General features: G+C 64.3%; 22 protein-coding genes. 12 read left to right on the plus strand and 10 right to left on the minus strand.

Annotation, left to right across the window (positions count from 1 at the left end; genetic code table 11):
- Positions 1 to 24: 24 nt before the first annotated feature.
- Positions 25 to 699, minus strand: a complete 675-nt coding sequence (locus ACTEK7_RS26075; protein ID WP_036014198.1) for a methyltransferase family protein — start codon at positions 697 to 699, stop codon at positions 25 to 27.
- Positions 699 to 953 carry a DUF2933 domain-containing protein gene (locus ACTEK7_RS26080; protein WP_036014201.1) on the minus strand — a complete coding sequence of 85 codons (255 nt, stop codon included), beginning with the start codon at positions 951 to 953 and terminating at the stop codon, positions 699 to 701. The genes ACTEK7_RS26075 and ACTEK7_RS26080 overlap by 1 nt, the downstream gene beginning before the upstream one ends.
- A gap of 181 nt (positions 954 to 1,134) precedes the next feature.
- Between ACTEK7_RS26080 and ACTEK7_RS26085 the strand changes: the two genes are divergently transcribed.
- Positions 1,135 to 1,380 (plus strand): hypothetical protein, encoded by a 246-nt coding sequence (locus ACTEK7_RS26085; protein WP_225147226.1) that lies wholly within the window; start codon positions 1,135 to 1,137, stop codon positions 1,378 to 1,380.
- Positions 1,381 to 1,527: 147 nt separating this feature from the next.
- Here the strand turns inward: ACTEK7_RS26085 and ACTEK7_RS26090 are convergent, their stop codons facing one another.
- The 3 genes from ACTEK7_RS26090 to ACTEK7_RS26100 form a co-directional block, all read right to left on the minus strand.
- Positions 1,528 to 1,941, minus strand: a complete 414-nt coding sequence (locus tag ACTEK7_RS26090; RefSeq protein WP_109146002.1) for an SRPBCC family protein — start codon at positions 1,939 to 1,941, stop codon at positions 1,528 to 1,530.
- A 512-nt stretch (positions 1,942 to 2,453) separates the two neighbouring features.
- Positions 2,454 to 3,407 (minus strand): tetratricopeptide repeat protein, encoded by a 954-nt coding sequence (locus ACTEK7_RS26095; RefSeq protein WP_225147225.1) that lies wholly within the window; start codon positions 3,405 to 3,407, stop codon positions 2,454 to 2,456.
- Between the two features lie 144 nt (positions 3,408 to 3,551).
- A complete protein-coding gene (locus ACTEK7_RS26100) occupies positions 3,552 to 4,853 on the minus strand; it encodes a serine hydrolase domain-containing protein (protein WP_225147224.1) in 1,302 nt (433 codons plus the stop codon).
- Between the two features lie 195 nt (positions 4,854 to 5,048).
- Here ACTEK7_RS26100 and ACTEK7_RS26105 point away from each other — a divergent pair, with 195 nt between their 5' ends.
- The 3 genes from ACTEK7_RS26105 (at position 5,049) to ACTEK7_RS26115 (ending at position 7,950) form a co-directional block, all read left to right on the plus strand.
- A complete protein-coding gene (locus ACTEK7_RS26105) occupies positions 5,049 to 6,269 on the plus strand; it encodes an MFS transporter (protein WP_225147223.1) in 1,221 nt (406 codons plus the stop codon).
- A 189-nt stretch (positions 6,270 to 6,458) separates the two neighbouring features.
- Positions 6,459 to 7,406, plus strand: a complete 948-nt coding sequence (locus tag ACTEK7_RS26110; RefSeq protein WP_225147222.1) for an ABC transporter substrate-binding protein — start codon at positions 6,459 to 6,461, stop codon at positions 7,404 to 7,406.
- An 82-nt stretch (positions 7,407 to 7,488) separates the two neighbouring features.
- Positions 7,489 to 7,950 carry a GNAT family N-acetyltransferase gene (locus ACTEK7_RS26115; RefSeq protein WP_036014210.1) on the plus strand — a complete coding sequence of 154 codons (462 nt, stop codon included), beginning with the start codon at positions 7,489 to 7,491 and terminating at the stop codon, positions 7,948 to 7,950.
- Between the two features lie 895 nt (positions 7,951 to 8,845).
- Here the strand turns inward: ACTEK7_RS26115 and ACTEK7_RS26120 are convergent.
- Together ACTEK7_RS26120 and ACTEK7_RS26125 are read right to left on the minus strand one after the other, a co-directional pair.
- Positions 8,846 to 9,010, minus strand: coding sequence for a helix-turn-helix domain-containing protein (locus ACTEK7_RS26120; RefSeq protein ID WP_162130849.1), 165 nt, complete (start codon positions 9,008 to 9,010; stop codon positions 8,846 to 8,848).
- A 246-nt stretch (positions 9,011 to 9,256) separates the two neighbouring features.
- The gene (locus ACTEK7_RS26125) at positions 9,257 to 11,422 is read right to left on the minus strand and encodes a putative bifunctional diguanylate cyclase/phosphodiesterase (RefSeq protein WP_225147221.1); all 2,166 of its coding nucleotides are present in this window, start codon (positions 11,420 to 11,422) and stop codon (positions 9,257 to 9,259) included.
- Between the two features lie 452 nt (positions 11,423 to 11,874).
- On the opposite strand from ACTEK7_RS26125, the gene mepA reads away from it, so the two are divergent.
- From mepA to modC, 4 genes are all read left to right on the plus strand, one after another.
- Positions 11,875 to 12,819 (plus strand): penicillin-insensitive murein endopeptidase, encoded by a 945-nt coding sequence (gene mepA, locus ACTEK7_RS26130; protein WP_225147220.1) that lies wholly within the window; start codon positions 11,875 to 11,877, stop codon positions 12,817 to 12,819.
- Between the two features lie 366 nt (positions 12,820 to 13,185).
- A complete protein-coding gene (gene modA, locus ACTEK7_RS26135; protein ID WP_225147219.1) occupies positions 13,186 to 13,971 on the plus strand; it encodes a molybdate ABC transporter substrate-binding protein in 786 nt (261 codons plus the stop codon).
- Positions 13,972 to 14,038: 67 nt separating this feature from the next.
- Positions 14,039 to 14,734 (plus strand): molybdate ABC transporter permease subunit, encoded by a 696-nt coding sequence (gene modB, locus ACTEK7_RS26140; RefSeq protein ID WP_225147218.1) that lies wholly within the window; start codon positions 14,039 to 14,041, stop codon positions 14,732 to 14,734.
- Positions 14,735 to 14,736: 2 nt separating this feature from the next.
- Positions 14,737 to 15,399 (plus strand): molybdenum ABC transporter ATP-binding protein, encoded by a 663-nt coding sequence (modC, locus tag ACTEK7_RS26145; protein ID WP_036014214.1) that lies wholly within the window; start codon positions 14,737 to 14,739, stop codon positions 15,397 to 15,399.
- 15 nt (positions 15,400 to 15,414) lie between these two features.
- On the opposite strand, the gene ACTEK7_RS26150 is transcribed toward modC, so the two are convergent.
- Both ACTEK7_RS26150 and ACTEK7_RS26155 read right to left on the minus strand, forming a co-directional pair.
- A complete protein-coding gene (locus ACTEK7_RS26150) occupies positions 15,415 to 15,675 on the minus strand; it encodes a PepSY domain-containing protein (protein ID WP_036014215.1) in 261 nt (86 codons plus the stop codon).
- A gap of 136 nt (positions 15,676 to 15,811) precedes the next feature.
- Entirely contained in the window at positions 15,812 to 17,605 is a 1,794-nt protein-coding gene (locus ACTEK7_RS26155; RefSeq protein ID WP_036014216.1) for a potassium/proton antiporter, read from the minus strand.
- 208 nt (positions 17,606 to 17,813) lie between these two features.
- Between ACTEK7_RS26155 and ACTEK7_RS26160 the strand changes: the two genes are divergently transcribed.
- The 4 genes from ACTEK7_RS26160 to radC all read left to right on the plus strand — a co-directional run bounded on the left by ACTEK7_RS26160 (position 17,814) and on the right by radC (position 22,551).
- A complete protein-coding gene (locus ACTEK7_RS26160; protein ID WP_225145590.1) occupies positions 17,814 to 19,130 on the plus strand; it encodes a mechanosensitive ion channel family protein in 1,317 nt (438 codons plus the stop codon).
- A gap of 120 nt (positions 19,131 to 19,250) precedes the next feature.
- On the plus strand, positions 19,251 to 20,069 hold the full coding sequence (gene map / locus ACTEK7_RS26165) for a type I methionyl aminopeptidase (protein WP_036014218.1): 819 nt from the start codon (positions 19,251 to 19,253) through the stop codon (positions 20,067 to 20,069).
- Between the two features lie 373 nt (positions 20,070 to 20,442).
- Positions 20,443 to 21,705: an adenylate/guanylate cyclase domain-containing protein gene (locus ACTEK7_RS26170; protein ID WP_051057161.1), complete on the plus strand. Its 1,263-nt coding sequence runs from the start codon at positions 20,443 to 20,445 to the stop codon at positions 21,703 to 21,705.
- A gap of 132 nt (positions 21,706 to 21,837) precedes the next feature.
- Complete coding sequence (radC, locus tag ACTEK7_RS26175) at positions 21,838 to 22,551, plus strand: RadC family protein (RefSeq protein ID WP_225147217.1); 714 nt, start codon at positions 21,838 to 21,840, stop codon at positions 22,549 to 22,551.
- A 4-nt stretch (positions 22,552 to 22,555) separates the two neighbouring features.
- Here radC and ACTEK7_RS26180 read toward each other — a convergent pair whose 3' ends face one another.
- Positions 22,556 to 23,347 carry a tetratricopeptide repeat protein gene (locus ACTEK7_RS26180; RefSeq protein ID WP_225147216.1) on the minus strand — a complete coding sequence of 264 codons (792 nt, stop codon included), beginning with the start codon at positions 23,345 to 23,347 and terminating at the stop codon, positions 22,556 to 22,558.
- Positions 23,348 to 23,382 lie beyond the last annotated feature (35 nt).

Here is a 23,382-nt window from a genome sequence, read left to right on the forward strand (position 1 = left end):
TTTGCAGGCATCTCCTCGCGAAGGTCAGCCGTGACGATAGCCGCCAGAAGAGCTATGACCGGATCGCCGGTTGAGATGGGGAATGAAGGCCGGCACCTGCGCGGCATACCGGGCATAGGCCTCGCCGAACTCGCTCCGGGCCTCACGCTCCTCGTCCCTGGCGAGCTTCACGTACATGACGGTCAACACCGGAAACATCGCCAAGGTCAGAATCGTCGGCCATTGCAACAGGAAGCCGAACATCACCAGCACGAAGCCGACATATTGCGGATGCCGGACGTAGCTGTAAGGACCGGTGGTGGCGAGGCTCCGGGTCTGCTGCGCCTCGTACAGCGTCCTCCAGGCGAGGGAGATCAGGATGAACCCGGCGCCGATGAAGATGAAGCTGACGACATGGAACGGCCCCGTGTGGGGATTGGTCTTCCAGCCGAACATCATCTCGAGCAGATGACCGGCGTCGTGCGAGAACCAGTCGACGTTCGGGTAGCGCGACTGCAGCCAACCCGACAGGAAATAGATGGTGAGCGGAAAACCGTACATCTCCGCGAACAGCGCCACCAGGAACGCGCTGAAGGCGCCGAAGGAGCGCCAGTCGCGCGAGGTCTGCGGCTTGAAGAAGCTGTAGGAAAACAGGATGAACACCGCCGAGTTGACGGTGACGAGGCTCCAGAGGCCGTAAGCAGGCGGAATGTCGTGCATCACGCGCTCCTCGAATCGTTTGGCCGGCCGCCACCGTGACGGTGACCATGGTCGCCATGCATGAAGAAATGCATCAGCGGACAGGCAAGGAGCGGCAGCCAGACCAGGAGCCCCAGCACGTGAGCCCTGTGCTCGCTGAACAGCAGCACGCCGGCGATGGCCAGGAATCCGATCAGGACCAGGCCAGCCTTGGCTCTCATGGACATGCCCGCGGCATGCCGCTGTCGATAAGCGGAATGATCCTGCACCGGCATGGGCGCGCTCCTCTCGATCCCCGCAGCATAGGAGCACCGCCGCCATCGCTTTTGACGCAGATCAAAGGCTCGCGGGAGCTGAGCGCGCGAGACAATTAGCAACCGATCGTACCTTGAGATTCGTCAAGACCGACGTTGCGCCGATGCGTATCGTGGACCTTCGCAACCTGGAGGACCGAACATGATCACCAAGACGCTTCTCGCCACAATCGGCATTGTTTCCCTGCTGGCCGTACCCGCCACGGCTCAATCCACCGACAAGGAAAAGAACGACCATCACTACAGCGGCGGACCCAAGACAGAAGTTCCGCACCACATGGGGAAGAAAGAAAAGACCGGCACCTCTGCCAACGCTCAATCAGGCGGTCATCACTACACGGGCGGCCCCGGCACGTCGTCGCCTCATCACATGGGCAACAAGAAATAGTTCGATCTTAGCGGCACGCGAAGGCAAGAAGAAGATGCGGCAATTCGGCAAGGTCGACATGCCGCAGGAAGCTTCATGGCCGCGCTGAAGCATGGCACCTGCATCGCAGCGGGTGCGATGCAGGCATCCACGTTCGCTGCTAATCGATCACGATTTCCTCTTTGCCTCGACGTATCGCGCAAAATTGTCGAGGATCGCCTGCCAGCCGCCCTGCTGCTGTTCGACCGAGTGCGTGGTTTCGGCGTCGAAGACGACACGGACGACAACACTCTTCGGGCCGGGCACGAACTCGACCTCGGCCTTTCGATCGCCGAACGCGTATTCGATCCGCTTGTGCTCGACGATCTTGGTGTAGGTGCCGGCGAAGTCGAAGCCGATGCTGCCGTCCTTGGCCTCCATCCGCGACGAGAAGGCGCCGCCGTCCCGCAGGTCGACCGTCGCACTGGTCGTATGCCAGTCGTCGGACGCGGCATTCCACTTCACGATGTCGGCTGGCGTCGTATAGGCACGCCAGACCTGATCGATCGGGGCGGCTACGCTGGTTTCGACGGTGATCCTCATGGGCATTGCTCCAGTTGCGACTTTGACGCTCGAATTGACGGAATCTCGCCACGTGTGCCGGGTCCATTTCCAGCACGTCCGGGACGTGTCGACCCGAGGACGATCGAGACCGGCCCATGCCGACATGGTCCGGCGTCAATGTGCCAAAAAAGTTGGAGAAGTTGTGGTGTGGGCAAGCGAAGTGTGCCTGCGCGCACGCCTCGAGACGACGCTGACGCGTCTCCTCAGGATGAGGCTCATTGGCGTCGGTGCCCGTTTGAAGCTGCTGCCGCGGACTCCGCCCTCATCCTGAGGAGCCCGCTCAAGCGGGCGTCTCGAAGGATGGCCGCAGGGAGAAACTCTCACATGCGATAGCCCTGCCCGCCAGCGAGAGGGAGCGCACCTCCGTCATTGGAACAATCAAGCCTCATTCATTGCTATAGCGATACTCGCTGGCGATCCGACATGAGGTTCGATGGCTTTCGATCCCAACTTCGCTATTCGTCAGATCGCAACCATCCTCCCGCTGCCCTTCAGATCGGCCTCGTCTTCCCTCGGATGGCCATCGACCGCTTCAGGACCTGCTGGGCATCGGCATAGCGGCCTTGATACTTGTAGAGACCGGCGAGGTTTTCCAGAACGCCGGCGAGATCCGGATGGTTGGGGCCGAGGGTTTTCTCGAAAGTGGCCGCCGACCGCTTGAACAGCCGCTCGGCCTCCGCGTTACGGCCCTGACGCCCGTAGAGCGCAGCCAGATTGTTCTGTGCCTGCGCGATGTCGGGATGATCCGGGCCGAACGCCTTCTCGGTCACCGCCATCGACCGCTTCAGCAGCCGCTCGGCATCGGCATAGCGATGGCGATTGATATAGGCGTCGGCCAAATTGTTCATCAGCACCGTCGCTTCGGGATCGTCAGGACCGAGCGCCTTCTGCAGCACCGCGAGGCCTCGCTTGAACAGCGGTATGGCCTGATCGTACCGGCCCTGATGGCTGTAGACAGCGCCGAGATTGCTCAACGCCATCACGATCGATGGACCACCGCTTTTCTCGTGAATGGCGATCGACCGCTTGAGCACCGGCTCCGCTTCGGCGTAACGCTCTTCCGCACGATAGAGGTCGCCGAGATTGTTCAGCACCATCGCGACTTCGGCATGATTCGGACCGAGCGTCTTCTCGTCAATGGCCAGCGCGCGCTTGTACAGCGGTTCGGCAACGGCGTATTGGCCGAGATTGTAATGGATCGTGCCGAGGTCGTTCAGCGGCGTCGCGACCTGCGCATCATCAGGGCCGAACTCCTTCTCGCGAAGGGCCAGCGACTTCTGGGCCAGAGGCAGTGCTTCCATGTACTTCCCGGCCCGATAAAGCTCTTTCATCTGCCGCGTGAGCGTGCCCGCCTCGTCCTCTTCAGCATGGGATGGCACGCCGAACGACAGGCTCAAGGCGAGCGCTGTGACTGCAACACAGATCGATGCTTTCAGAGCCTTCATCGCGCCTTCCCTCGTCGCTGACATCAGGGACCTACGCGCCGTTGGTGCTCCCGGAAGCCGGACAGGTTCAATGCCGCCGCGGCTTTCCGACGCGACCGACCGCGCCAGCGCGGCTGGATGCCATTGGCAGGCGTCAGCAATTCGTCATTGCCCGAGCTGCTGCAGCACAGCAGACCATAACGCGAGCGGCTCCCTGAAGGCTCCGGGTTCGTTCGGCTTTTGACGAACGGCCGTGTGCACCATGACGAGCTTGGAGGCTGGATCGACCAGGATGAGCTGACCGCGGATGCCGAGCAAGGCAAATCGCCGCTGCTCGCCCGGGAGGAGCCACACCTGATAGCCGTAGCCGAAATAGCGCGTGGCCACGCGCGGAGCGAGATGACCGTCCTCTGGCCTGACGGTCGTGGCATCCAGCAGCCACTGCCGGGGGATCAGCTGCCGGCCTTCCCAGGCGCCGTCATGGGCGAGCAACCGGGCCAGGCGCGCATAATCGCGCAAGGTCGCGTTGAAGCAGCAATAGGCGATCTCCTGCCCGCTGCCGTCGATCACCCAGGAGGCATCGGCCTCGGTGCCGATGGGGTCCCAGATCCGGTCGCGGAGATAGTCGGCGACCGGCGTGCCCGTGGCGGCGCGCAGGACCAAGCCAAGGATCTCCGTTTCAACGCTGGCATAGTGGAATTTAGTGCCTGGCGGCGCGGTCCGCGTGTTGAACTGCGCGACGATGGCGGCGGGATCTTTCGGCGGGCCGGCGAACAAGGCCCGCCCAAGCCGGGCGATGTCGTCGTTCCCGTCATAGACTTCCGAGAATTCGACGCCCGATGACATGTTCAACAAGGCGCGGATGGACGTGTTGCCATATTCCGTGCCTGCAAGGCCGCCGACATAGGTCGAGACGAGGTCGTCGATCGACTTGATCCGTCCCTCCGAGACCGCGATCCCGACCAGCATGGCCACCAGCGTCTTGGCCATGGACATCGAGACAAAGCGGTGGTGGTCGGTCCGTGCATATTGATAGTGCTCGTACAGGATGGTGTCGTCCCTGGCGATCAGGAGGCCCGTCGCCGGGTTGCGCTTGAGGTAGTCCGCAATGCCGAGCTTTTCGGTGCCAAGACTGTAGGTGACCTGTGGCTCCGGCGCGCGCTTGAATTGCCAGGGCGCCGTCGCGCGAGCGACCCGGCGCGAGGGATAGATCTCGCCGAAATGGCTGTAGCTGCCGACGAGCTTGTCGAGCGGGGGAGCGGCGCCCCGCGTGCCGACCGGATAGCCCTCAGCCGCACCGTAGAGCTCGGCATCGGGACCGCTCTCCGAAAAGACCGGCCCCGGCGCGGCGGGCGCGCTTCGGACGTCCTGCGCGCACGCCAGCGGCGACCAGATCGCGGATGCAAAAATGACGGGCAGGAAAAGCCGGCGGCACCCGCGCGGCCTAAACGACGCTCCCCAGTTCATTGCACTTGCCTCCCCGCACGTTGGTGGGTGTGCGCTTCACGAGAACAACATCGCAGGCTGGTGACGCGTGGCATGCTATCATTGCAGGCGGGCCGTGTCAGCCTGCGGTGGCAACCCGTCTTGCTCTCGCCCCGCGGATCAGTCACCATCCCTCCCGCGCAGCATCAACAAGAGCAAGAGCGCCCAAGGAAACGCATGAGCAAGCCGTCACGCTTCGACTATGGCTGGGTCGTTGTCGCCGCGGGCGCGCTGATGACCTGCATCGGGTTCGGCACGATGCTGTCGCTGGCGGTGTTCCTGCAGCCGATCTCGGAGGCGATGGGCTGGTCGCGCGCCGGGGTGTCGGCTGCCGCGACGCTGGATTTCCTCTTTATGGGATTCGCCGCATTCCTATGGGGCACGCTATCGGACCGGTTCGGCACCCGTATCGTGGTGCTCTCGGGAAGCGTTCTGCTGGGACTAGGTCTCGTCACAGCGAGCCAGGCCGCAAGCCTGTGGCAATTCCAGCTTTGCTTCGGCGTGCTGATCGGGATCGCCGTGGGCAGCTTCTATGCACCGATGATGGCGCTCGCGAGCGCCTGGATCGAAAAGAACCGCAGCCTCGCCGTGGCGCTGGTCTCGGCCGGCATGGGCGTGTCGCCGGTGACGGTCGCGCCGGCCGCGAGCTGGCTGATCACGGCCTATGATTGGCGCACCGCGATGCTGACAATCGGCATCGCTTCGTGGGCGCTGTTGATCCCCGCCTGCTTCCTGGTGCGTCCGGCGCCACCAGCCGCGGGCTCCGCAACGACGGACGCTGTGCCGGAGGTCGAGATGGGCGCGGCGCAGGCGCTGCGCACGCCGCAATTCATCGCGCTCGCAGCGGCGCATTTCGCCTGCTGCGCGGCGCATTCCGGCCCGATCTTCCACATGGTGTCCTATGCGATGGTCTGCGGCATCGCTCCGCTCACGGCAGTGACGGTCTATAGCGTCGCCGGCGTCTCAGGCCTCGGCGGACGCCTGCTGCTGGGCGCGCTGGCCGATCGCATCGGCGCGAAACCGGTCCTTGTCGGCGGGCTGTTCGTGCAGGCGATGTGCATTGCGACCTATCTGGCGGTGGCGCAGCTCGGCGAGTTCTACGCGCTCTCGGTCGTGTTCGGCCTCGCCTATGGTGGGGTGATGCCGCTCTATGCGGTGCTGGTCCGCGAGTTCTTCGGCGCGCGCATTATGGGCACGGTGTTCGGTGCCGTGTCGGCCTTCGCCAGCCTCGGCATGGCGCTCGGGCCCTGGGCCGGCGGGATCGTGTTCGATACTTTCCAGCAATACACCTGGCTGCACGCCGGCTCCTTCGCGATCGGGCTTGCGGCGGTCGCGGTGGCGCTGAGTTTTCCGACGCGGCGCAGGCCATCGCTCGATCTTAGCCGCGCGACGGCGTGACACCGGATAGTGGCGATTGCCGGATCTGAATTTGCATAAATGTAAGTTTGATGGATTTCGCCTCCCTCTGTCATCCTACTTCCTGCCTTCTGGCACCGATTATCTTGGTGTAGCATTCCCTTGTGATCAGATCGTTCTGGCATCGCGAGAGGCGAAATGAGGCGGCGGACGTTTCTGAGCTTCTTGGGAATGACGGCGATATCGGCGCGCGAAGCCTTGGCCCAAAAGCGCATTCCGGTCGTGGGATTCGTCGGATTTGCCACGCCTGATATCGACAATGCGGTGCTCGTTCCGTTCCGGAAGGCGCTTGCCGAGCTGGGTTACGTGGAGGGCCGCACCATCGTCATCGAGGCCCACTCGACGGCCGGCGATGTGTCGCGGGGCCTTGCATTGATCGACGACCTCGTGGCCAGACAGGTGGACGTGCTGCTTTCGCCCGGCCCGGCCGCAGCACGCGCGATCATCAGGAAAACCAATATTCCCGTCGTCGCCGTGGCGCTGCCTGCGGTGCAAAGCGACCCTGAATTGTTTCAGAGCCTCGCGCGGCCGGGCGGCAGCCTCACCGGCTTCGCCGCGTTCGGCGAGGAGATGTCGGCCAAGCGCATCGAGATGATCCGGGAGATCCTGCCCTCGCTGAAGCGGATCGGCGTCTTGAACAATGCGACGGACCCGACCTTCAGCGCCTGGGGCGCGCAGACCATCGAGGAAGCACGACGCGCCGGGCTCGAACCGGTGCGCCTCGGACTGACGAGCGCATCGCCGGCGGCGGTTGCCGAGCAATTCAACATGCTCGCGGCCGCCGGCGGCAACGCCGTGATCGTCATTCGCGACTACATGACTGCCGCGATGCAGGACGCAATTTGCCGTATCGGCATCGACATGAAGATCGCCGTCATCGGCCAGCAGAAGGAGTTCGCCCACGCCGGCGCTCTGATCAGCTATGGTGCCGACATCGGCGACCTGTTTCGTCGCGCCGCGGGCTATGTTGATCTGATCCTGAAGGGACAAAAGCCGGCAAGTATGCCAATCCAGCTGCCAACCAAATTCGAACTGGCCGTCAATCTCAAGACCGCGCGGGCGCTTGGCGTGACGATCCCGCCCACCATCCTCGTGCTGACGGACGACGTGATCGAGTGACGGGTCGTTGAAAATCCGCCGATTGCCGCGCCGTGAGGCGGGCTCAAATCCAGTCATTCGCGAAGCTTCGGCGGAGCAGTTCATGGAATGCAGCATCCGGCCCGCGCTCGACGATGACGCCGCGGCCATCAGCGCGGTCATCTTGCGTGCGCTGCGCGAAACGAATGCGAAGGACTATACGGCGGAGATCATCGCGCGGATCGAGCCCAGCTTCGGCCCGGATGCCGTGCGCCGGCTGATCGGGCAGCGTACCGTTTTCGTCGCCACGATCGGCGGCCGCCTGGTCGGAACGGCAAGCCTCGACGGAAGCGTCGTCCGCACAGTCTTCGTTGCTCCGGACGTTCAGGCCCGCGGGATCGGCAAGCTGCTGATGGCCGAGATCGAGCGCACGGCGCGCGAGCGGAACATTCCGTCCTTGACGGTCCCTTCATCGGTCACTGCAGAGACCTTCTATGCGCGACTGGGGTTCAATGCCGTGCGCGACAGCTATTATGGGGACGAACGCACGATCATCATGGAGCGGGTGCTCATCGAGCGGACCTAGACCTGGTCCACACCATGGCAATCGCCGCGGAGAGCCCGACGCGTGGTGGTAGTTCGAGCTCTTGCGGAACCCATCGCCGACGGACGGGCGCGAGTATCTCGCCGTTCTTGCCAGTTCTGATTAGTAAGCACGAAGCCTGATGGTCCGGTCTCGATCTACCGATACGAGCTGAATTGCGCCAGTTGTGTTCGATGCGCGATTTGTAGCCGCAACGAAAGTCGAGTCGCGCTTCGAAAAGTGGAAATTAGTTTTGCGACATAATCGTAATGACTCCGACGCAAAAAAAGAAAATAGGGTGCAATCAACAAGAATATAATGGGAGGAGCAGATGGATACTGCGGGTCGCCTGCGCGCGATGGCATTATTGTGCCGTCAGACAGCCGCGCGTCATCCGGATCGAGGTTGGAAACTACTCGCGGAAGCTGAATATTGGGAGCACTTGGCCAATGATGCGCCGCTCGAGCATGTCGACCATTGCTCGGTTCGCTCACCGCTTCACCGTGAGCACGCTATGATACAATCGGCCACGGCCGACGCGAGGTGAGAGCGAAACAGAATAATTTGTTAGCTTCTGTGTGCCTAACCTGAAGAGTGCCGCCCACCGCCGATGCGGCACATTGGAATGGGAATGCCGGCCCCGGCTGTTACCCCATCCTGCGGCTGGGGCCGTTTTGAACTTTCGCAGCATCGTTCAAACCCGATCCACAACCATGCTCAGAAGCATCGCTATAGCGCTCTTCGGAAAAGGCATCTTGTCTCGGCTCGATCGAGCGCTCTCCCATGGTCGCAATACTGAGGCTGCGCCCAGCCTTGTGCGGGACATCGGCCGAGGCTTCGGGCTGTAGGGCGCCGTCCACGCGCCTCGTCGATCAGGCAGCGCCTGCCCTACCGGCGACTATTTCTTCAACAATATTCCTTTCGCTCGCGCCATTCGCCTGACTGATCCGGCGTGGCGGCCCAGTTCGGCGGCAATCTTCGATACCCCAATGCCCTGCCGGGCCAGCGTGACCAGCCGTCGAACCTCCTGCTCGGCCCATTGCTTCGGCTTCGGTGTCTTCATGGTGCGACCCCACGACCGCACGACTTAACGACGGCAGCTGACGGTCCGCACTTGGGAAATTTACGGGTGGCGCGCCCGGGCCGTTATCCGTCCGAACCTCCAAACGGAAATTGACCGACGCCGCGCTGTCATGCGCCCCGGCCTTTGGCCTCGTTGTTGAGGCAGATCAAGGCTGCTGGCGCCGGGCAAGGCGGGAGAGGCCGATGGGCGAAGCGGTACGTTCTTAGATATCGTGGGGGCGAGCGGTCACGCCACCAGCGCGGCGTCCTCGTTGCGGTCGATGCCGCGCTGTGCGGCCAGCAGGCTGACGATCTCCGCATTCGGCCGGGCCTTGCTGAACAGGAAGCCCTGGCCCTCATGGCAGCCTTCGGCGCGGAGGCAGCTGAGCTCGGCTTCGGTCTCGACGCCTTCGGCGGTGATGGTGACGCCAAGGCCCTTGCCGAGGCTGACGATGGAGCGGATGATCGCCTGGGCCTCGCGGTTGGCCGCGAGATCGCGCACGAAGGACTGATCGATCTTGATCTTGTCGAACGGGAAGCTGCGTAGGTAGCTGAGGCTGGAATAGCCGGTGCCGAAATCGTCCATGGAGATGCGCACGCCGAGCGCGCGCAGCGCATGCAACGTCGCCAGCACCTGCGCGCTCTTCTCCAGCAGCAGCGTCTCGGTGATCTCGAGCTCGAGCCGGCGCGGCGGCAGGCCGGAATGTTTCAGCGCGTCAGTGACCATCGAGAGCAGATTGCCACTGCGGAACTGGAGCGGCGACAGGTTGACGGCGACGCGGACGTCGTCGGGCCAGGCCGCGGCGTCGAGGCAGGCCCGGCGCAGCATCAGCCCGCCGAGCGGATTGATCAGGCCGGTGTCTTCGGCGACCGGAATGAACTCGGCCGGCGACACCATGCCGCGCTCGGCATGCGGCCAGCGCACCAGCGCCTCAAAGCCGGTGATGCGGCCGCTCGCGAGGTCGATCAGCGGCTGGTAGTACGGCCGCAGCACGTCATTCTGGATCGCATCGCGCAGCTCGACCTCGATCTTGCGGCGGCTCTGCGCCTTCGCATCGAGCGCGGCCTCGAAGAAGGCGAAGCTGCCGCGCGCGTCCAGCTTGGCGCGCGACAGCGCCATGTCGGCGCTCTTGAGCAGCTTTTCGGAATCCTCGCCGTCGCCCGGCGCCATCGCAATGCCGATCGAGGCGCCGATCACCACGGAGTGACCGTCGAGCAGATAGGGATCTGCAATGGCCGCAAGGAGGCGTTTTGCGAGACCCACCGCATCTTCCGGCCGAGCCAATCCGCTCTGCAGAACCGCGAACTCGTCGGAGTTGAGGCGGGCCAGCCCATCCTCGTCACGCAAGGTGGAGCGTAGTCGCTTGGCGACGCCGCGCAGCAGCTTGTCGCCGACCGCATGCCCCAGCGTGTCGTTGACCGCCTTGAAATTGTCGAGCCCTAGTATCAGCAGCGCGACCTTCTCGGAGCCGCGGCGCGTGTGCAGCAGCATCTCGTCCATCTGCTGCCGCAGCAGGTTGCGATTGGGCAGACCGGTCAGCCCGTCATGCTGGGCCATGAAGGCGAGTCGCGCCTCCGCGCGCTTGCGCTCGGTGATGTCCATCAGCGCGAGCAGCACCGCGGGCCGCTCGGCATAAGTCAATTCGCGGGAATAGATCGCAAGGTCGATCAGCGCGCCGTCGGCCTTGACGTGCTTCCAGGTGCGGCCGGCCTGATCCTCGCCGGTCCCATCGACGGTCCAGGGCGGCACGCTTTCGAATGCCTGCAAGGACCGGATCTTCAATCGCTCGAACTCGGCGCGGCTGTAGCCATAATGCGCGACCGCGGCATCGTTGACGCCGAGGATGCGCTCGTCGTCCAGCGCGCAGACGATCATGGGCACGGGATTGCCGTTGAACAGCAGGCGGAACGAGGCCTCGCGCTGCTTGAGCTCGGTGATATCGACGCGCAGGCCGACGACGCCGCCGTCATCGGTCAAGCGCTCGTCGATCAGGATGACGCGGCCGTCCGACAGCTTCTGCTCGTGGCGCGCGCCGGGCTTGTAGAGTTTTTGCAGGCGCTCTGCGATCCAGGCTTCTTCATTGCCGATGGCCTCGGGATAGTCGCCGCGGGCGACGCCGATGCGCAGCGTGTCCTCGAGCCGCGCGCCCTCCTCGAACAGATCGGCGGTCTTGCTGTAGATCTCGGCGTATTTCCTGTTCCAGAGGACGTAGCGGCCTTCGGCGTCGAGAAACACGATGCCCTGCGGCAGGATGTCGATGGCCTGGCGCAGGCGCTCATGCGACTTGCGCGCCTCCGCGATCGCGGCTTCCGCCTCGGCACGGCTGCGCAGGATTTCGCCGTGTTCGGAAAGGGCACGGTGCGCGCGCGCGAAGCGCGGCTTGCGCGCCTTTTGGCCGGCGCGGGCAAGCATGCTTTGCTTTCGCTTTCTTGTTCTTCGAGACCCCAAACTCAACTTCACTCGTCCCAGTCGCGTCCAGCGGCCGCAAGTTTTGAGGCAAGTGTCTGAAAAAAAAGTAATCTTAGCCAGCCGCGGTCCGCGCGCGGCGCGCTTACTGCCTGTTTGCGCGGCGTGGCGGGCGGCGGCAGGCGCCATCAGACTGAGTGCGGCGCCGCAATCAATGAGCGATCTGGCGCAAAATTGCGCGCGCGCCTGAATCGGTTCCGAAATTGCGCGCGATTGCATGCGAACCGCAATATTTTCTGCGCGCTGCGCACGAATTTTGGTCAATGCAGGATACGGTTATTACACCCTTAAGAAACGGCGGGTCGAGACGCGATTCGGGGCGCGCTGCGATGAGCCGGCGGCGGGCTCGTCGCCTCGTTCTTAACCCTGGTGCAGCATTGGGTTATAAGAGCGTCAGCATGAGTCGCCGCGGCATCACCCTCCTCCTGCTCTCGTTCGTCTGCCTGGGCGCCGGTGGCGCGCTGGCCCAGGACCGTGGCAGCATCAACCCGAAGCCGCTGCCGCCGCTCGCCAATCCCAACGACCCCGATCTCGCCGCCAAGGAATTGTTCGCGCGCAAGCTGCTGCCATCGAAGGGGCCGGCCCACGTCATCGGCTCCTACACCAGGGGCTGCATCGGCGGCGCCGCGCAGATGCCGGTCAACGGCGACAATTGGCAGGTGATGCGGCTGTCGCGCAATCGCAGCTACGGTCATCCCGACATGATCGCGCTGATCAGGCGGCTTGCCGCGAAGGCGCACAAGGACGCAGGCTGGCCCGGCATCCTGGTCGGCGACATCGCCCAGCCGCGCGGCGGGCCGGCGCTGTCAGGCCATGCCAGCCACCAGATCGGTCTCGACGCCGACATCTGGCTGACGCCGATGCCGGACCGCCGGCTCTCGCGCGAGGAGCGCGAGGAGATGTCGGCGGTGATGATGGTGCGCCAGGACCGGCTCGACATCGACCCCAAGGTGTTCACGCCAGGCCACGTCCTGGTGCTGCGCGCCGCGGCGCGAGAGCCCGCCGTGCAGCGCATCTTCGTCAACGCCGCGATCAAGAAGGCGCTGTGCCGCGAGGCCAAGGGCGACCGCGCCTGGCTGTCGAAGATCCGCCCCTGGTGGGGCCATGACTACCACTTCCACATCCGCATGCACTGCCCGGCCGGGGCCGGCGAATGCGAGGGCCAGCCGTCACAGGCCGAGGACGAAGGCTGCAAGCCCGCCGATCTCGCCTACTGGTTCTCCGATGCGGTGCTGCACCCCAAGCCGCCGCCCGAGCCGCCCAAGCCGAAGCCGCCGATGACGCTTGCGCAGATGCCGGCAGCCTGCAAGGCGGTGCTGCATGCAGGGGATGTGAAGCCGTAAGGGCTCGCCCACGGACGTCGTCCCGGGGCGCGAAGCGAGCCCGGGACCCATAACCACAGGGAGTGATACTTGCGCGAAGCAGGTCACTCCGAGTCTTCGCCCAACGCAATCCTGTGGTTATGGATCCCGGGCTCGCGCTACGCGCGCCCCGGGATGACGAACTCGCCGGCCCGATAGAAGCTGGCCGACAAACGGCCGGCTTTGACCTGCGGCCACGGCCTGCTATGTTTGCACTGCGATATCCCCGCCGGCCGTAAGCCGTCGCCAGGGACCGTGGAACAGCGCGTCCGCCCGTCGCATCTGACCAGCCAACGCCAGATTTCGCGCGTGCAACCTTGCGCGCGCGAGCCCGCACGGAGCGCATCCATGTTTCGTCTATCAGGACTTTTCACCGCCTTCGTCATTCTCGCCGGCACGGCCGTCGCGCCCGCCGCGGCCGAGGACAAGACCATCACCGTGTTCGCCGCCGCCTCGATGAAGAACGCGCTGGACGAGATCGACGCCGCCTACACCGCCAGGACCGGGGTCAAGTTCAGCGTCAGCTATGCCGCTAGCTCGGTGCTGGCCAAGCAGATCGAGCAGGGCGCGCCGGCCGACGTGTTCGTCTCGGCCGACACCGACTGGATGGACTACGCGATCGCCAAGAAGACCATCAACGAGCCTTCCAGAGTGAATCTGCTCGGCAACAGCATCGTGCTGATCGCGCCGAAGGATTCCAAGATCGACAGCGTGACGATCGCGCCAGGTTTCGATCTCGCCAAGCTCGCCGGCGACGGCAGGATCGCGACCGGTGACGTCAGGTCGGTACCGGCAGGCAAATACGCCAAGGCAGCGCTGGAAAAGCTCGGGGCCTGGCAGGCGGCAGAGCCGAAATTCGCCATGGCCGAGAGCGTGCGCGCGGCGCTGACGCTGGTCGCCCGCGGCGAGGCCGTGCTCGGCATTGTCTATTCGACCGACGCCAAGATCGAGCCGGGCGTGAAGATCGTCGGCACCTTCCCGGCGGATTCGCATCCTGCGATCATCTATCCGGTCGCGGCGACCAGCATCGCCAAGCCGGAGGCGAACGGCTATCTCGCCTTCCTGCGCACGGCGGCGGCCAAGGCCATCTTGGAAAAATACGGCTTCAAGTTCCTCGTCAGCCCGACGACCTGATTGTTGCGACCTGATTCTTGCAACCTGATTTTACAACCTGTTTTCTGCGACCTGATATGACGACTTGATGTTCGAGATCTCTCCCGCCGAATGGACGGCGATCCTGCTTTCGCTCAGGGTCGCCGTCATCGCCACGCTGGTCGCAACGCCGTTCGGCATTGCGCTGGCGTGGCTGCTCGCGCGGCGTGATTTCTGGGGCAAGTCGGTGCTCGACGCACTCGTGCATCTGCCTCTTGTATTGCCGCCTGTCGTCACCGGCTATCTGCTGCTACTCACCTTCGGCCGGCGCGGTCTCGTCGGCAGTTTTCTCGCCGACCATCTCGGCATCGTCTTCGCATTCCGCTGGACCGGTGCTGCGCTCGCTTGCGGCGTGATGGCGTTTCCGCTGCTGGTGCGGCCGATGCGGCTGTCGATCGAGGCGATCGACCGCCGGCTTGAGCAGGCTGCGGAGACCCTCGGCGCAGCGCCGTGGAAAGTGTTCTTCACGGTGACGCTGCCGCTGGCGCTGCCGGGCGTGCTCGCCGGCATGGTGCTGGGCTTTGCCAAGGCGATCGGCGAGTTCGGCGCCACCATCACCTTCGTCTCCAACATTCCAGGAGAGACCCAGACGATTTCGTCCGCGATCTATTCGCTGATCCAGACGCCGGACGGCGATGCCGCTGCGGGAAGGCTCGTGATCGTCTCGATCGTGCTCGCGATCGGTGCGCTGATCGCGGCCGAATGGTTCGCCCGCCGCGCCACGCAGCGGCTGCACGGGAATTGACCATGCTGCGCGTCGACGTCGAAAAACAGCTCGGTGAATTCTCGCTGTCCGCTTCCTTCAGCAGTGAGGGGCGCGTCATCGGGCTGTTCGGCGCCTCGGGCGCCGGCAAGAGCTCGCTGGTCAACATGATCGCCGGCCTGCTGCGGCCTGATCGCGGCACCATCGCGATCGACGGCGAGATCGTCGACGACACCGCGGCCGGCATTCACGTGCCCACTTACCGCCGCCGCATCGGATACGTGTTCCAGGATGCGCGGCTGTTTCCGCATCTGAGCGTGGCGCAGAACCTCGACTACGGACGGCGAATGAACGGGCTTGCGCCCGATCCGGCGCAGCACAAGCGCATCATCGACCTGCTCGACATCGGCGCGCTCAGGGATCGCCGTCCCGGGAAGCTGTCCGGCGGCGAGCGCCAGCGCGTCGCGCTCGGCCGCGCGCTGCTGTCGAAGCCGCGCCTCCTGCTGCTCGACGAGCCGCTCGGCGCGCTCGACGAGGGCCGCAAGCTCGAGATCCTGCCCTACCTGGTGCGGCTGCGCGACGAGGCCAATGTGCCGATGGTCTATGTCAGCCACGACGTCGCCGAGCTGCGCCAGCTCGCGACGCAGATCGTGATGCTGAAGCAGGGGCGGGTGACGTCGTTCGGCGGGGTGAAGGTGCTGACGTGATCGGGCCAACCCCGGCTACCAGCCGCGGTCGACGTTTCGCACTTCGCCGGTCCGGGCATCCACATCGACCTCGATCCAGCGGCCGGCGCGGTCGCGGCCCTCAATCTGCCATTCGTCGCCGAGGAAGTTCGTGTGCGACACCGTCGCAACGCCAAGATCGGTCGCGACGTCAAGCGCAACCTGCATCGAGATCTGATCGCCGGTGTCGTAGGCCATCGCCGGCGCCGCTGCGCCCAGCACGAGGACAGTCGCGATCGGAAGGGCGAACTTTCGCATTGGCGTACTCCTGTCAGTCCAAACTTCTATACAGCTTAGAACGAGAGGCAATGCGGAGCGTTCCGGATCCGGATGTCACGAAGCCGCGCAAAACTTCGGCGGTTGCGGCGATTTGGTGGCAGTTCCTCTTCGCAAGTCAAACTCCAGCGACCGAAGTCCAGACATCGGCGAGCTTCTTTCTCACGGCCTGCGCGCGGGTCAGCGGCGGCGGCGTTTCGTCTTCTTCCGGCAGACGCAGGCCGACGACGTTGACGCGGCCGCCGGAGATTGATCGTGCGACCAGCACGATCTCGTCCAGCGGCAGCTCGGCGCCCTCTTTCGGCGCGTGGTCGAGATGGACGTCGAAATAATCTGCCAGGGTCAGCTTGCCGTCGTCCTCGCCGACCTTCACACCGTAGATCGCGGCGAGCTCGGCGAGCGTGTGCTCGCCGGAGACCATGAAGTCGCCGAGCAGATGCGGATCGGGCGCGGTGCTCGGCTGCATGTCGACGAAGAAACGGTCCAGCGCTTCGGCCTTTTCCGGCGGCGCCAGCAGATAGATGTAGTCGCCCGGTGCGATCGGATCGGCCTCCGCCGGCGTCAGGATGTGCTCGTTGCGGATCACCAGTGTCGGCTTGGACCAGGACGGGATCAGGCCGCGACGGAAATACAGGCTCTTGGGCCGCACCGGATAGCCGACCAGCTGCTGCTCGAGCTGGCCGGGCAGATCGAGCTCGACGCGGCGGGGGCCGCGGTCGGCGCGGGGCAGCGCCACGTGCAGCTTGCGCGCGGCCGGCGCCAGGGTCCAACCTTGCAGCAGAAGCGAGATGATGACGACGACAAAGGCCACGTCGAAATAGAGATAGGCCTTGGGCAGCCCGACCAGCATCGGGATCGAGGCCAGGAAGATCGCGACCGCACCGCGCAGGCCGGTCCAGGCGATGAATATCTTCTCACGCCAGTTGAAGCGGAACGGCGACAGGCACACGAACACCGCGAGCGGGCGCGCCACCAGCATCAAGACCAGCGCGACGGCGACCGCCGGCAGCACGCTGGAACCCAACCGACTCGGCGAAACCAGAAGGCCGAGCAGCACGAACATCACGATCTGCGCCAGCCAGGTCGCGGCGTCGAGGAACGTCACCACCGAATTATGCGCGCGGGTCGGCCGGTTGCCGATGATGATGCCGGCGAGATAAACGGCGAGGAAGCCGGAGGCGTGCATGATCTGCGAGCCGCCGAAGATCACGAGCGCGGCCGTGGTCACGAAGGGCGCATGCAGGCCCTGCGGTAGGGCGACCTTGTTGAGCGCGATGACGACGAGGCGGCCGCCGATGACGCCGACGACGGCGCCCAGCACCGCCTCCTGGATGAACTCCATCAGCACATGGCCGGGCGAGCTGGTACCGACCGAGATGTATTCCACCAGCATCAAGGTGAGGAAGATCGCGAAGGGATCGTTGGTGCCGGATTCGGCCTCCAGCGTCGCGCCGACGCGCGGGCGCAGACGCAGGCCCTGGGTGTGCACCAGCAGGAATACGGCGGCAGCGTCGGTCGAGGCCACCACCGCCCCGACCAGCAGCGACTCCGACCAGTTGAGGTCGAGCGCATATTTGGCGAACGGCGCCGTGACCAGCGCGGTCAGCAGCACGCCTGCGGTCGCGAGCACCACGGACGGCGCAAGCACGGTGCGGATGCTGGCAAAGCGCGTGCGCAGGCCGCCGTCGAACAGGATCAGGGCGAGCGCGACGGAGCCGACCAGATAGGTGGTGCGGACGTCGTCGAACTGAAGCTGACCTGGGCCGGAATCGCCGGCGAGCATGCCGATGATGAGGAAGACGAGCAGCAAGGGCGCGCCGAAGCGCAGCGCCAGCAAGCTGGAGAGGATGCCGGCCATGACGAGGACGGCGCCGAGCAATATGGCGAGACTGACGGAATCGAGAGAGGCCATCCACCTTCCGGGTAAAAAATCGCTGGAATTTCATCCTTATCGTTGGTGGACTCGCGCGCCAACCCATTTTCGCGCTTCGCGGCAATCTGCCCGTGTTTTACGGCCTTAACGCGCTTCACTTCACGGTGTATCGATGGCCCGGCCGCGTCCTTTGTGGGATTGTCCGGCGCCCTCGAATCAATTCCTCCCCGCTTGCCGACGAGACCCGATGGACATGGACCTCAAAGACTTCATGGAGCTCGTGCAGACCACCGCACGCAGCGTCGGGGCAGAATTCTCCTCACCCTGGTTCTACCTGCAATTCGGCCTCATCCTGGCCGCCGCCGGCATCGCCTATGCCGCGGAGGCCGCTATTCGCAGCCGTGTCGACCTGACCTCGCTGGCGATGCGCTGGCCGCTGCCGCTCCGGCATTTCGTCCGGGTCATGGTCGCCAGCGCCTCGACGGCGGTGTTCACGCTGCTCGTGATCGTCTCGCGCGTGGTGATGTATCACGCGACCTGGCCGAGCCGCTCCTATCTGCTGATGGTCGCAGCCAAGCTGGGTTTCGCCTGGCTGGTGATCCGGCTCGTGACCTCGGTGCTGCGCAACGCCTTCATCGTCAAGCTGGTGTCGATCACGGCATGGTTCATCGCCGCGCTCTCCATCGTCGGCCAGCTCGATGCGACGGTCGACCTATTGGATTCCTTCGCGATCGTGCTCGGCGGCCTCAGGCTGACCCCCCTCCTGGCGCTGAAGGCCGGCGCGCTGCTGCTGATCGCGCTCTGGCTCACCAACATCGCCAGCAATTTCGCCGAGAGCCGGATCAATTCGACCACCGACCTGACGCCGTCGGTGCAGGTGCTGCTGGTCAAGATCATCCGCATCGGGCTGCTCACGGTCGCCATCGTGATCGCGCTCGGCGCGGTCGGGATCGACCTGTCGGCGCTCGCGGTGTTCTCCGGCGCGGTCGGCGTCGGCATTGGTATCGGCCTGCAGAAGATCGTCGCCAATTTCATCTCGGGGATCATCCTGCTCGCCGACAAATCGGTGAAGCCCGGCGATCTCGTCACCATCGGCGACAACACCGGCCGCATCAGCGCGATGAAGACGCGCTATATTTCCGTCGCTGCCGGCGACGGGCGCGAATTCCTGGTCCCGAACGAGGATCTGGTGACGCAGAAGGTCGTCAACTGGACCTATACCGACAAGAACACGCTGGTGAAGATCGCCTTCGGCACCAATTACGACGCCGACCCGAAGCTGGTTTGTACGCTCGCCGCCGAGACCGCCGCCGCTCATCCGCGCGCGCAGAAGGGCAAGCCGCCGACCTGTCTCCTGAGCGAGTTCGCGGAAGCCGGGATGAAGTTCTCGCTGACCTTCTGGATCGCCGACCCCGACGGCATGGACAAGGTCAAAAGCGACGTGATGCTGGAGCTGTGGGACGCCTTCAAGCGTGAGGGCATCCGAGTTCCCTATCCCGTCCGCGAAATCCGCATCCGCGGCGGCGCCCTGCCGGTGGAAACCGCCGTGGAAGTGCCGAATTAGGTCACTTTCACCCCCCAAGCAGGCCCTTCGGCTTGCATGAAGCCTGCCAATCATTAGATTGGGGCCTGAAATCAAGCCTTTCCACCGACATCGAGATCAGCCCGAGAAGACCTGACACGCATGAGCTACGTCGACGCCACCGAGACCTCCCTGCGCAAGACCGGACAGATCAAGCTGCACGGGCCTGCCGCCTTTGCCGGCATGCGCAAGGCGGGCGCGCTGGTGGCCAGGTGCCTGGACGAGCTCACCGACATCGTCGGGCCGGGCGTGCCGACCTCCAGAATCGACGAATTCGTCCGCGACTTCGCCTTCAGCCATGGTGCCTATCCGGCGACGCTGATGTATCGCGGCTACCGCTACTCGACCTGCACCTCGCTCAACCATGTTGTCTGCCACGGCATGCCAGGCGACCGTCCGTTGAAAGAGGGGGACATCGTCAACATCGACGTCACCTTCATCGTCGACGGCTGGTATGGCGATTCCAGCCGGATGTATGCGATCGGCCCAATCGCCCGCAAGGCGGAGCGGCTGATCGAGGTGACCTATGAAGCCATGATGCGCGGCATCGCCGCGGTGAAGCCCGGCGCCACCACCGGCGACATCGGCCACGCCATCCAGAGCTTCGTCGAGCCGCAGGGCATGAGCGTGGTGCGCGATTTCTGCGGCCATGGTTTGGGGCGCATGTTCCACGACGAGCCGAACATCATCCATATCGGCCGGCCCGGCGAGGGCGTGCAGCTCAAGCCCGGCATGTTCTTCACCATCGAGCCGATGATCAATCTCGGCAAGCCGCACGTGAAGATCCTGTCCGACGGCTGGACCGCGGTCACCCGCGACCGCTCGCTGTCGGCGCAGTTCGAGCACTCCGTCGGCGTAACGGCGACCGGCGTCGAGATCTTCACGCTATCGGCGCGGCACGGCGAGAAGCAGATCGGGTGAGCCCGGTGCGTCGGCTATTGCTATCGGCGGCCCCCTTTGGCGGGTGGCGATTCTGCCTTTGCGCACCAACGCGTCGAGGACGCGCTTACTGACCTAGGCCCGAGTCCGGGTCTCGGTTGATCGTCCCAGATCTTGCCTTCGCCAGAAGGCCCCCCACAACAGCGCTAAGACGCACGCGACGGGCAACAGCCGGCCGACGTCGAGGTGAAAGCACGTGCATGATAGGAAAAGCATGACCACAATCACGTCAGTTTCGCTGACTGCGCAGGGAGTCGCACCTTTCCATGATCCGCCTCCGGTGTTCTAATGCAGGCGTCTTGACTGGGCATGGAGATATGGTCATGGCGGGTTCTGTCGAGCGGTGGCGGACGACATGAAGATCTACCTGCCGGACAACGAGCAGGCGCGGCAGCAAGCCCTCGAAACCTATCGCATTCTCGATACGCCGCCGGAGATCGCCTATGATGAACTGGCGGACTTGGCGGCGCAGATCTGCGGCTGCAGCGCCGGGCTGCTGACCTTCCTCGACGACAAGCGACAATGGCTCAAGGCCAAGTGCGGCCTGCCGCCTGACCTTACGCACGTGCCCAAGGAGATCTCGATCTGCCAGGCGACGATCTGCCATGACGATCTCATGTATGTGCCTGACCTCACGAAGGATCCGAGGTTCAGCGATTCGCCGTTGGTCGCCGGCGAGTTCGGGCTGCGCTTCTATTGCGGCATGCCGCTGATCAGCGAGGAGGGATACGCGCTCGGAACGCTGTGCGTCATCGATTTCGAGCCGCGCGAGCTCAGCTTCGAGCAGCAAGAAGCAGTGCGGCGGATCTCGCGTCAGGCCGTGGCTCAGCTCGAGCTCAGACGTAGACTCCGCGAGCGCGACGAGATGCTGGCCGAGCTCGACAAGGCGCGCGCAATGGCGGAGGCGGAGCGGAGCAAATCAGATGCGCTCCTGCTCAACATCCTCCCCCCTGCGATCGCCGAGGAGCTCAAGGCCAACGCGAAGGTGCGGCCGCGCTTCTACCAGTCGGTCAGCATCCTCTTCGTCGATTTCGCCGACTTCACCCGGCACGTCGAGGCGATCGAGCCGGCGCAGGTCGTGCACCAGCTCGACGAGTACTACAGCACGTTCGACGAGATCATTGCGCGCCATCGGCTCGAAAAGATAAAGACCATCGGCGATGCCTATCTCTGTGCCGGCGGCCTGCCCGAGATCAACCGGACGCACGCTGTCGATGCCGCGCTGGCGGCGCTCGAGATTCAGGACCTGCTCGCCAAGGCGAACCGTCAGCGCGAACGGCTGAGGCTGCCGCTCTGGATGGCGCGAATCGGCATCAACACCGGCCCGGTCATCGCTGGCGTCGTCGGAACGCGCAAGTTCAGCTACGATATCTGGGGCAACGCGGTGAACGTCGCTGCGCGTCTGCAGGCGGCCGCCGATCCCGGACGGATCAACATTGCCGAGGCGACCTGGAACCTGGTCAAAGCGCGCTTCACCTGCGAACCGCGCGGCAGCATCGAGGTGAAGGGCAAGGGGCCGACCCCGATGTACTTCCTCGATCGTATCAGGCCGGACCTGGCCGCCGATCCCGCAGGCGTCGTGCCCAACGATAGCTTCTGGCGTCACCAGGGCCCATGATCGCCAGCTGAGACGAAGGGCGGGAAAAACGGTCGGCTGATCATCATCCGCTTCATGCCGGAAGCGCACCTATGCAAGGCGCGCGCAATTGACGGTTGCAAAAACCACCATCCCCGGCAATGCTGGCGGCCGATGCCCGCCAAGCCGGACCACGACAAGAGCAGACCTGACGACACGCCGCACTATCACGGCCATCGCGAGCGGCTGCGCGAGCGCTTCTATAGCGCGGGCGCGGATGCGCTCAGCGATTACGAGCTGCTCGAGATGGCGCTGTTTGCCGCGCTGCCGCGGCGCGACACCAAGCCGCTGGCGAAGACGCTGATCAAGACCTTCGGCTCGTTCGCCGAGGTCGTGCATGCGCCAGTGGCGCGCTTGCGGGAGGTCGAGGGGGTCGGCGAGTCCGCGATCAACCAGCTCAAGCTGATCGCCGCGGCCGCGCATCGCGTTGCCAAGGGCGAGGTCAACAGCCGCAACGCGCTGTCATCCTGGAACGAGGTGATCGCCTATTGCCGCACAAGCATGGCGTTTGCCGACAAGGAGCAATTCCGCCTGCTGTTCCTGGACAAGCGCAACCAGCTGATCGCCGACGAGGTGCAGCAGACCGGCACGGTCGACCACACCCCGGTCTATCCGCGCGAGGTGATCAAGCGCGCGCTCGAGCTGTCCGCGACCGCGCTGATCCTGGTGCACAACCACCCCAGCGGCGATCCCTCGCCCTCGCAGGCCGACATCCAGATGACCAGGGCGATCATCGACATCGCAAAACCGCTCGGGATTGCCGTGCACGACCACATCATCGTCGGCAAGAACGGGCATGCGAGCTTGAGGGGGTTGCGGTTGATCTAGACGATCAGAACGCCTGGTTCTTGGCGGCTTTCAAATGGTCTTCCGCGGCCGTGATGCCGGCGAATGCCTTCAGCGTCAGGGCGGTCGGTTGCGGCTTCCATTCGGCAACCATTTTCTCGGCCTTCTCGAGCTCAGGCTTGGACAACAGGGAAGCCATCTCGTTCACGTTCTTGGCCGGCACCACCTTCGAGAGCTTGAAATAGGCATACGACAGGGACAGGTCCCTCGGCGTGCCCTTTCCTGCGGAATATGCGCGGGACAGGCTGAAGAGGGCGCTGGGGAGACCCTGGTCGCCCGCCATCTTCCACCACTTCAGCGCTTCTTCCCTATTCCCTTGCCGGTCATACATGAGAGCGACATCGTGCTGGGCACGCGCGTAGCCGGCCTTGGCGGACACAAGCTTGTACTTCAATGCCTGATCCGGATCCGTTGCGACGACGCCCACGCCTTGCCCGTCATAATAGCAGCCGAGCTTATAGGCTCCGAGCGGATCGTTGGCCGCGGCCGATTTTCGAAACCACTCGAATGCCTGGCTGCGATCCTGCTGTGTGCCGATGCCGTTATTGTGCATCATGCCGACATGATATTGCGCCTCCGCATCTCCGCGATTGGCCAACGCGACCATCGCATTGAAGGTGCGGCTGTCATTCGCGCTGGCGGGCGTCGCGACAAGCAGAAGGCACGAAAAGGCCAGGGCAACGAATTTCATGTCAAAGCCCGATCGAGTTTGAACGATTCCTTGTCTTGGTCTCTCCAGATGCGAGAAAAGTTCGAGCTGGCAATATTCCGGGGTCAAGGCGATTTTTGGCCCATCCGAGTTCGTCCCGTCAG

Source organism: Bradyrhizobium sp. JHI2711 (assembly GCF_056156565.1).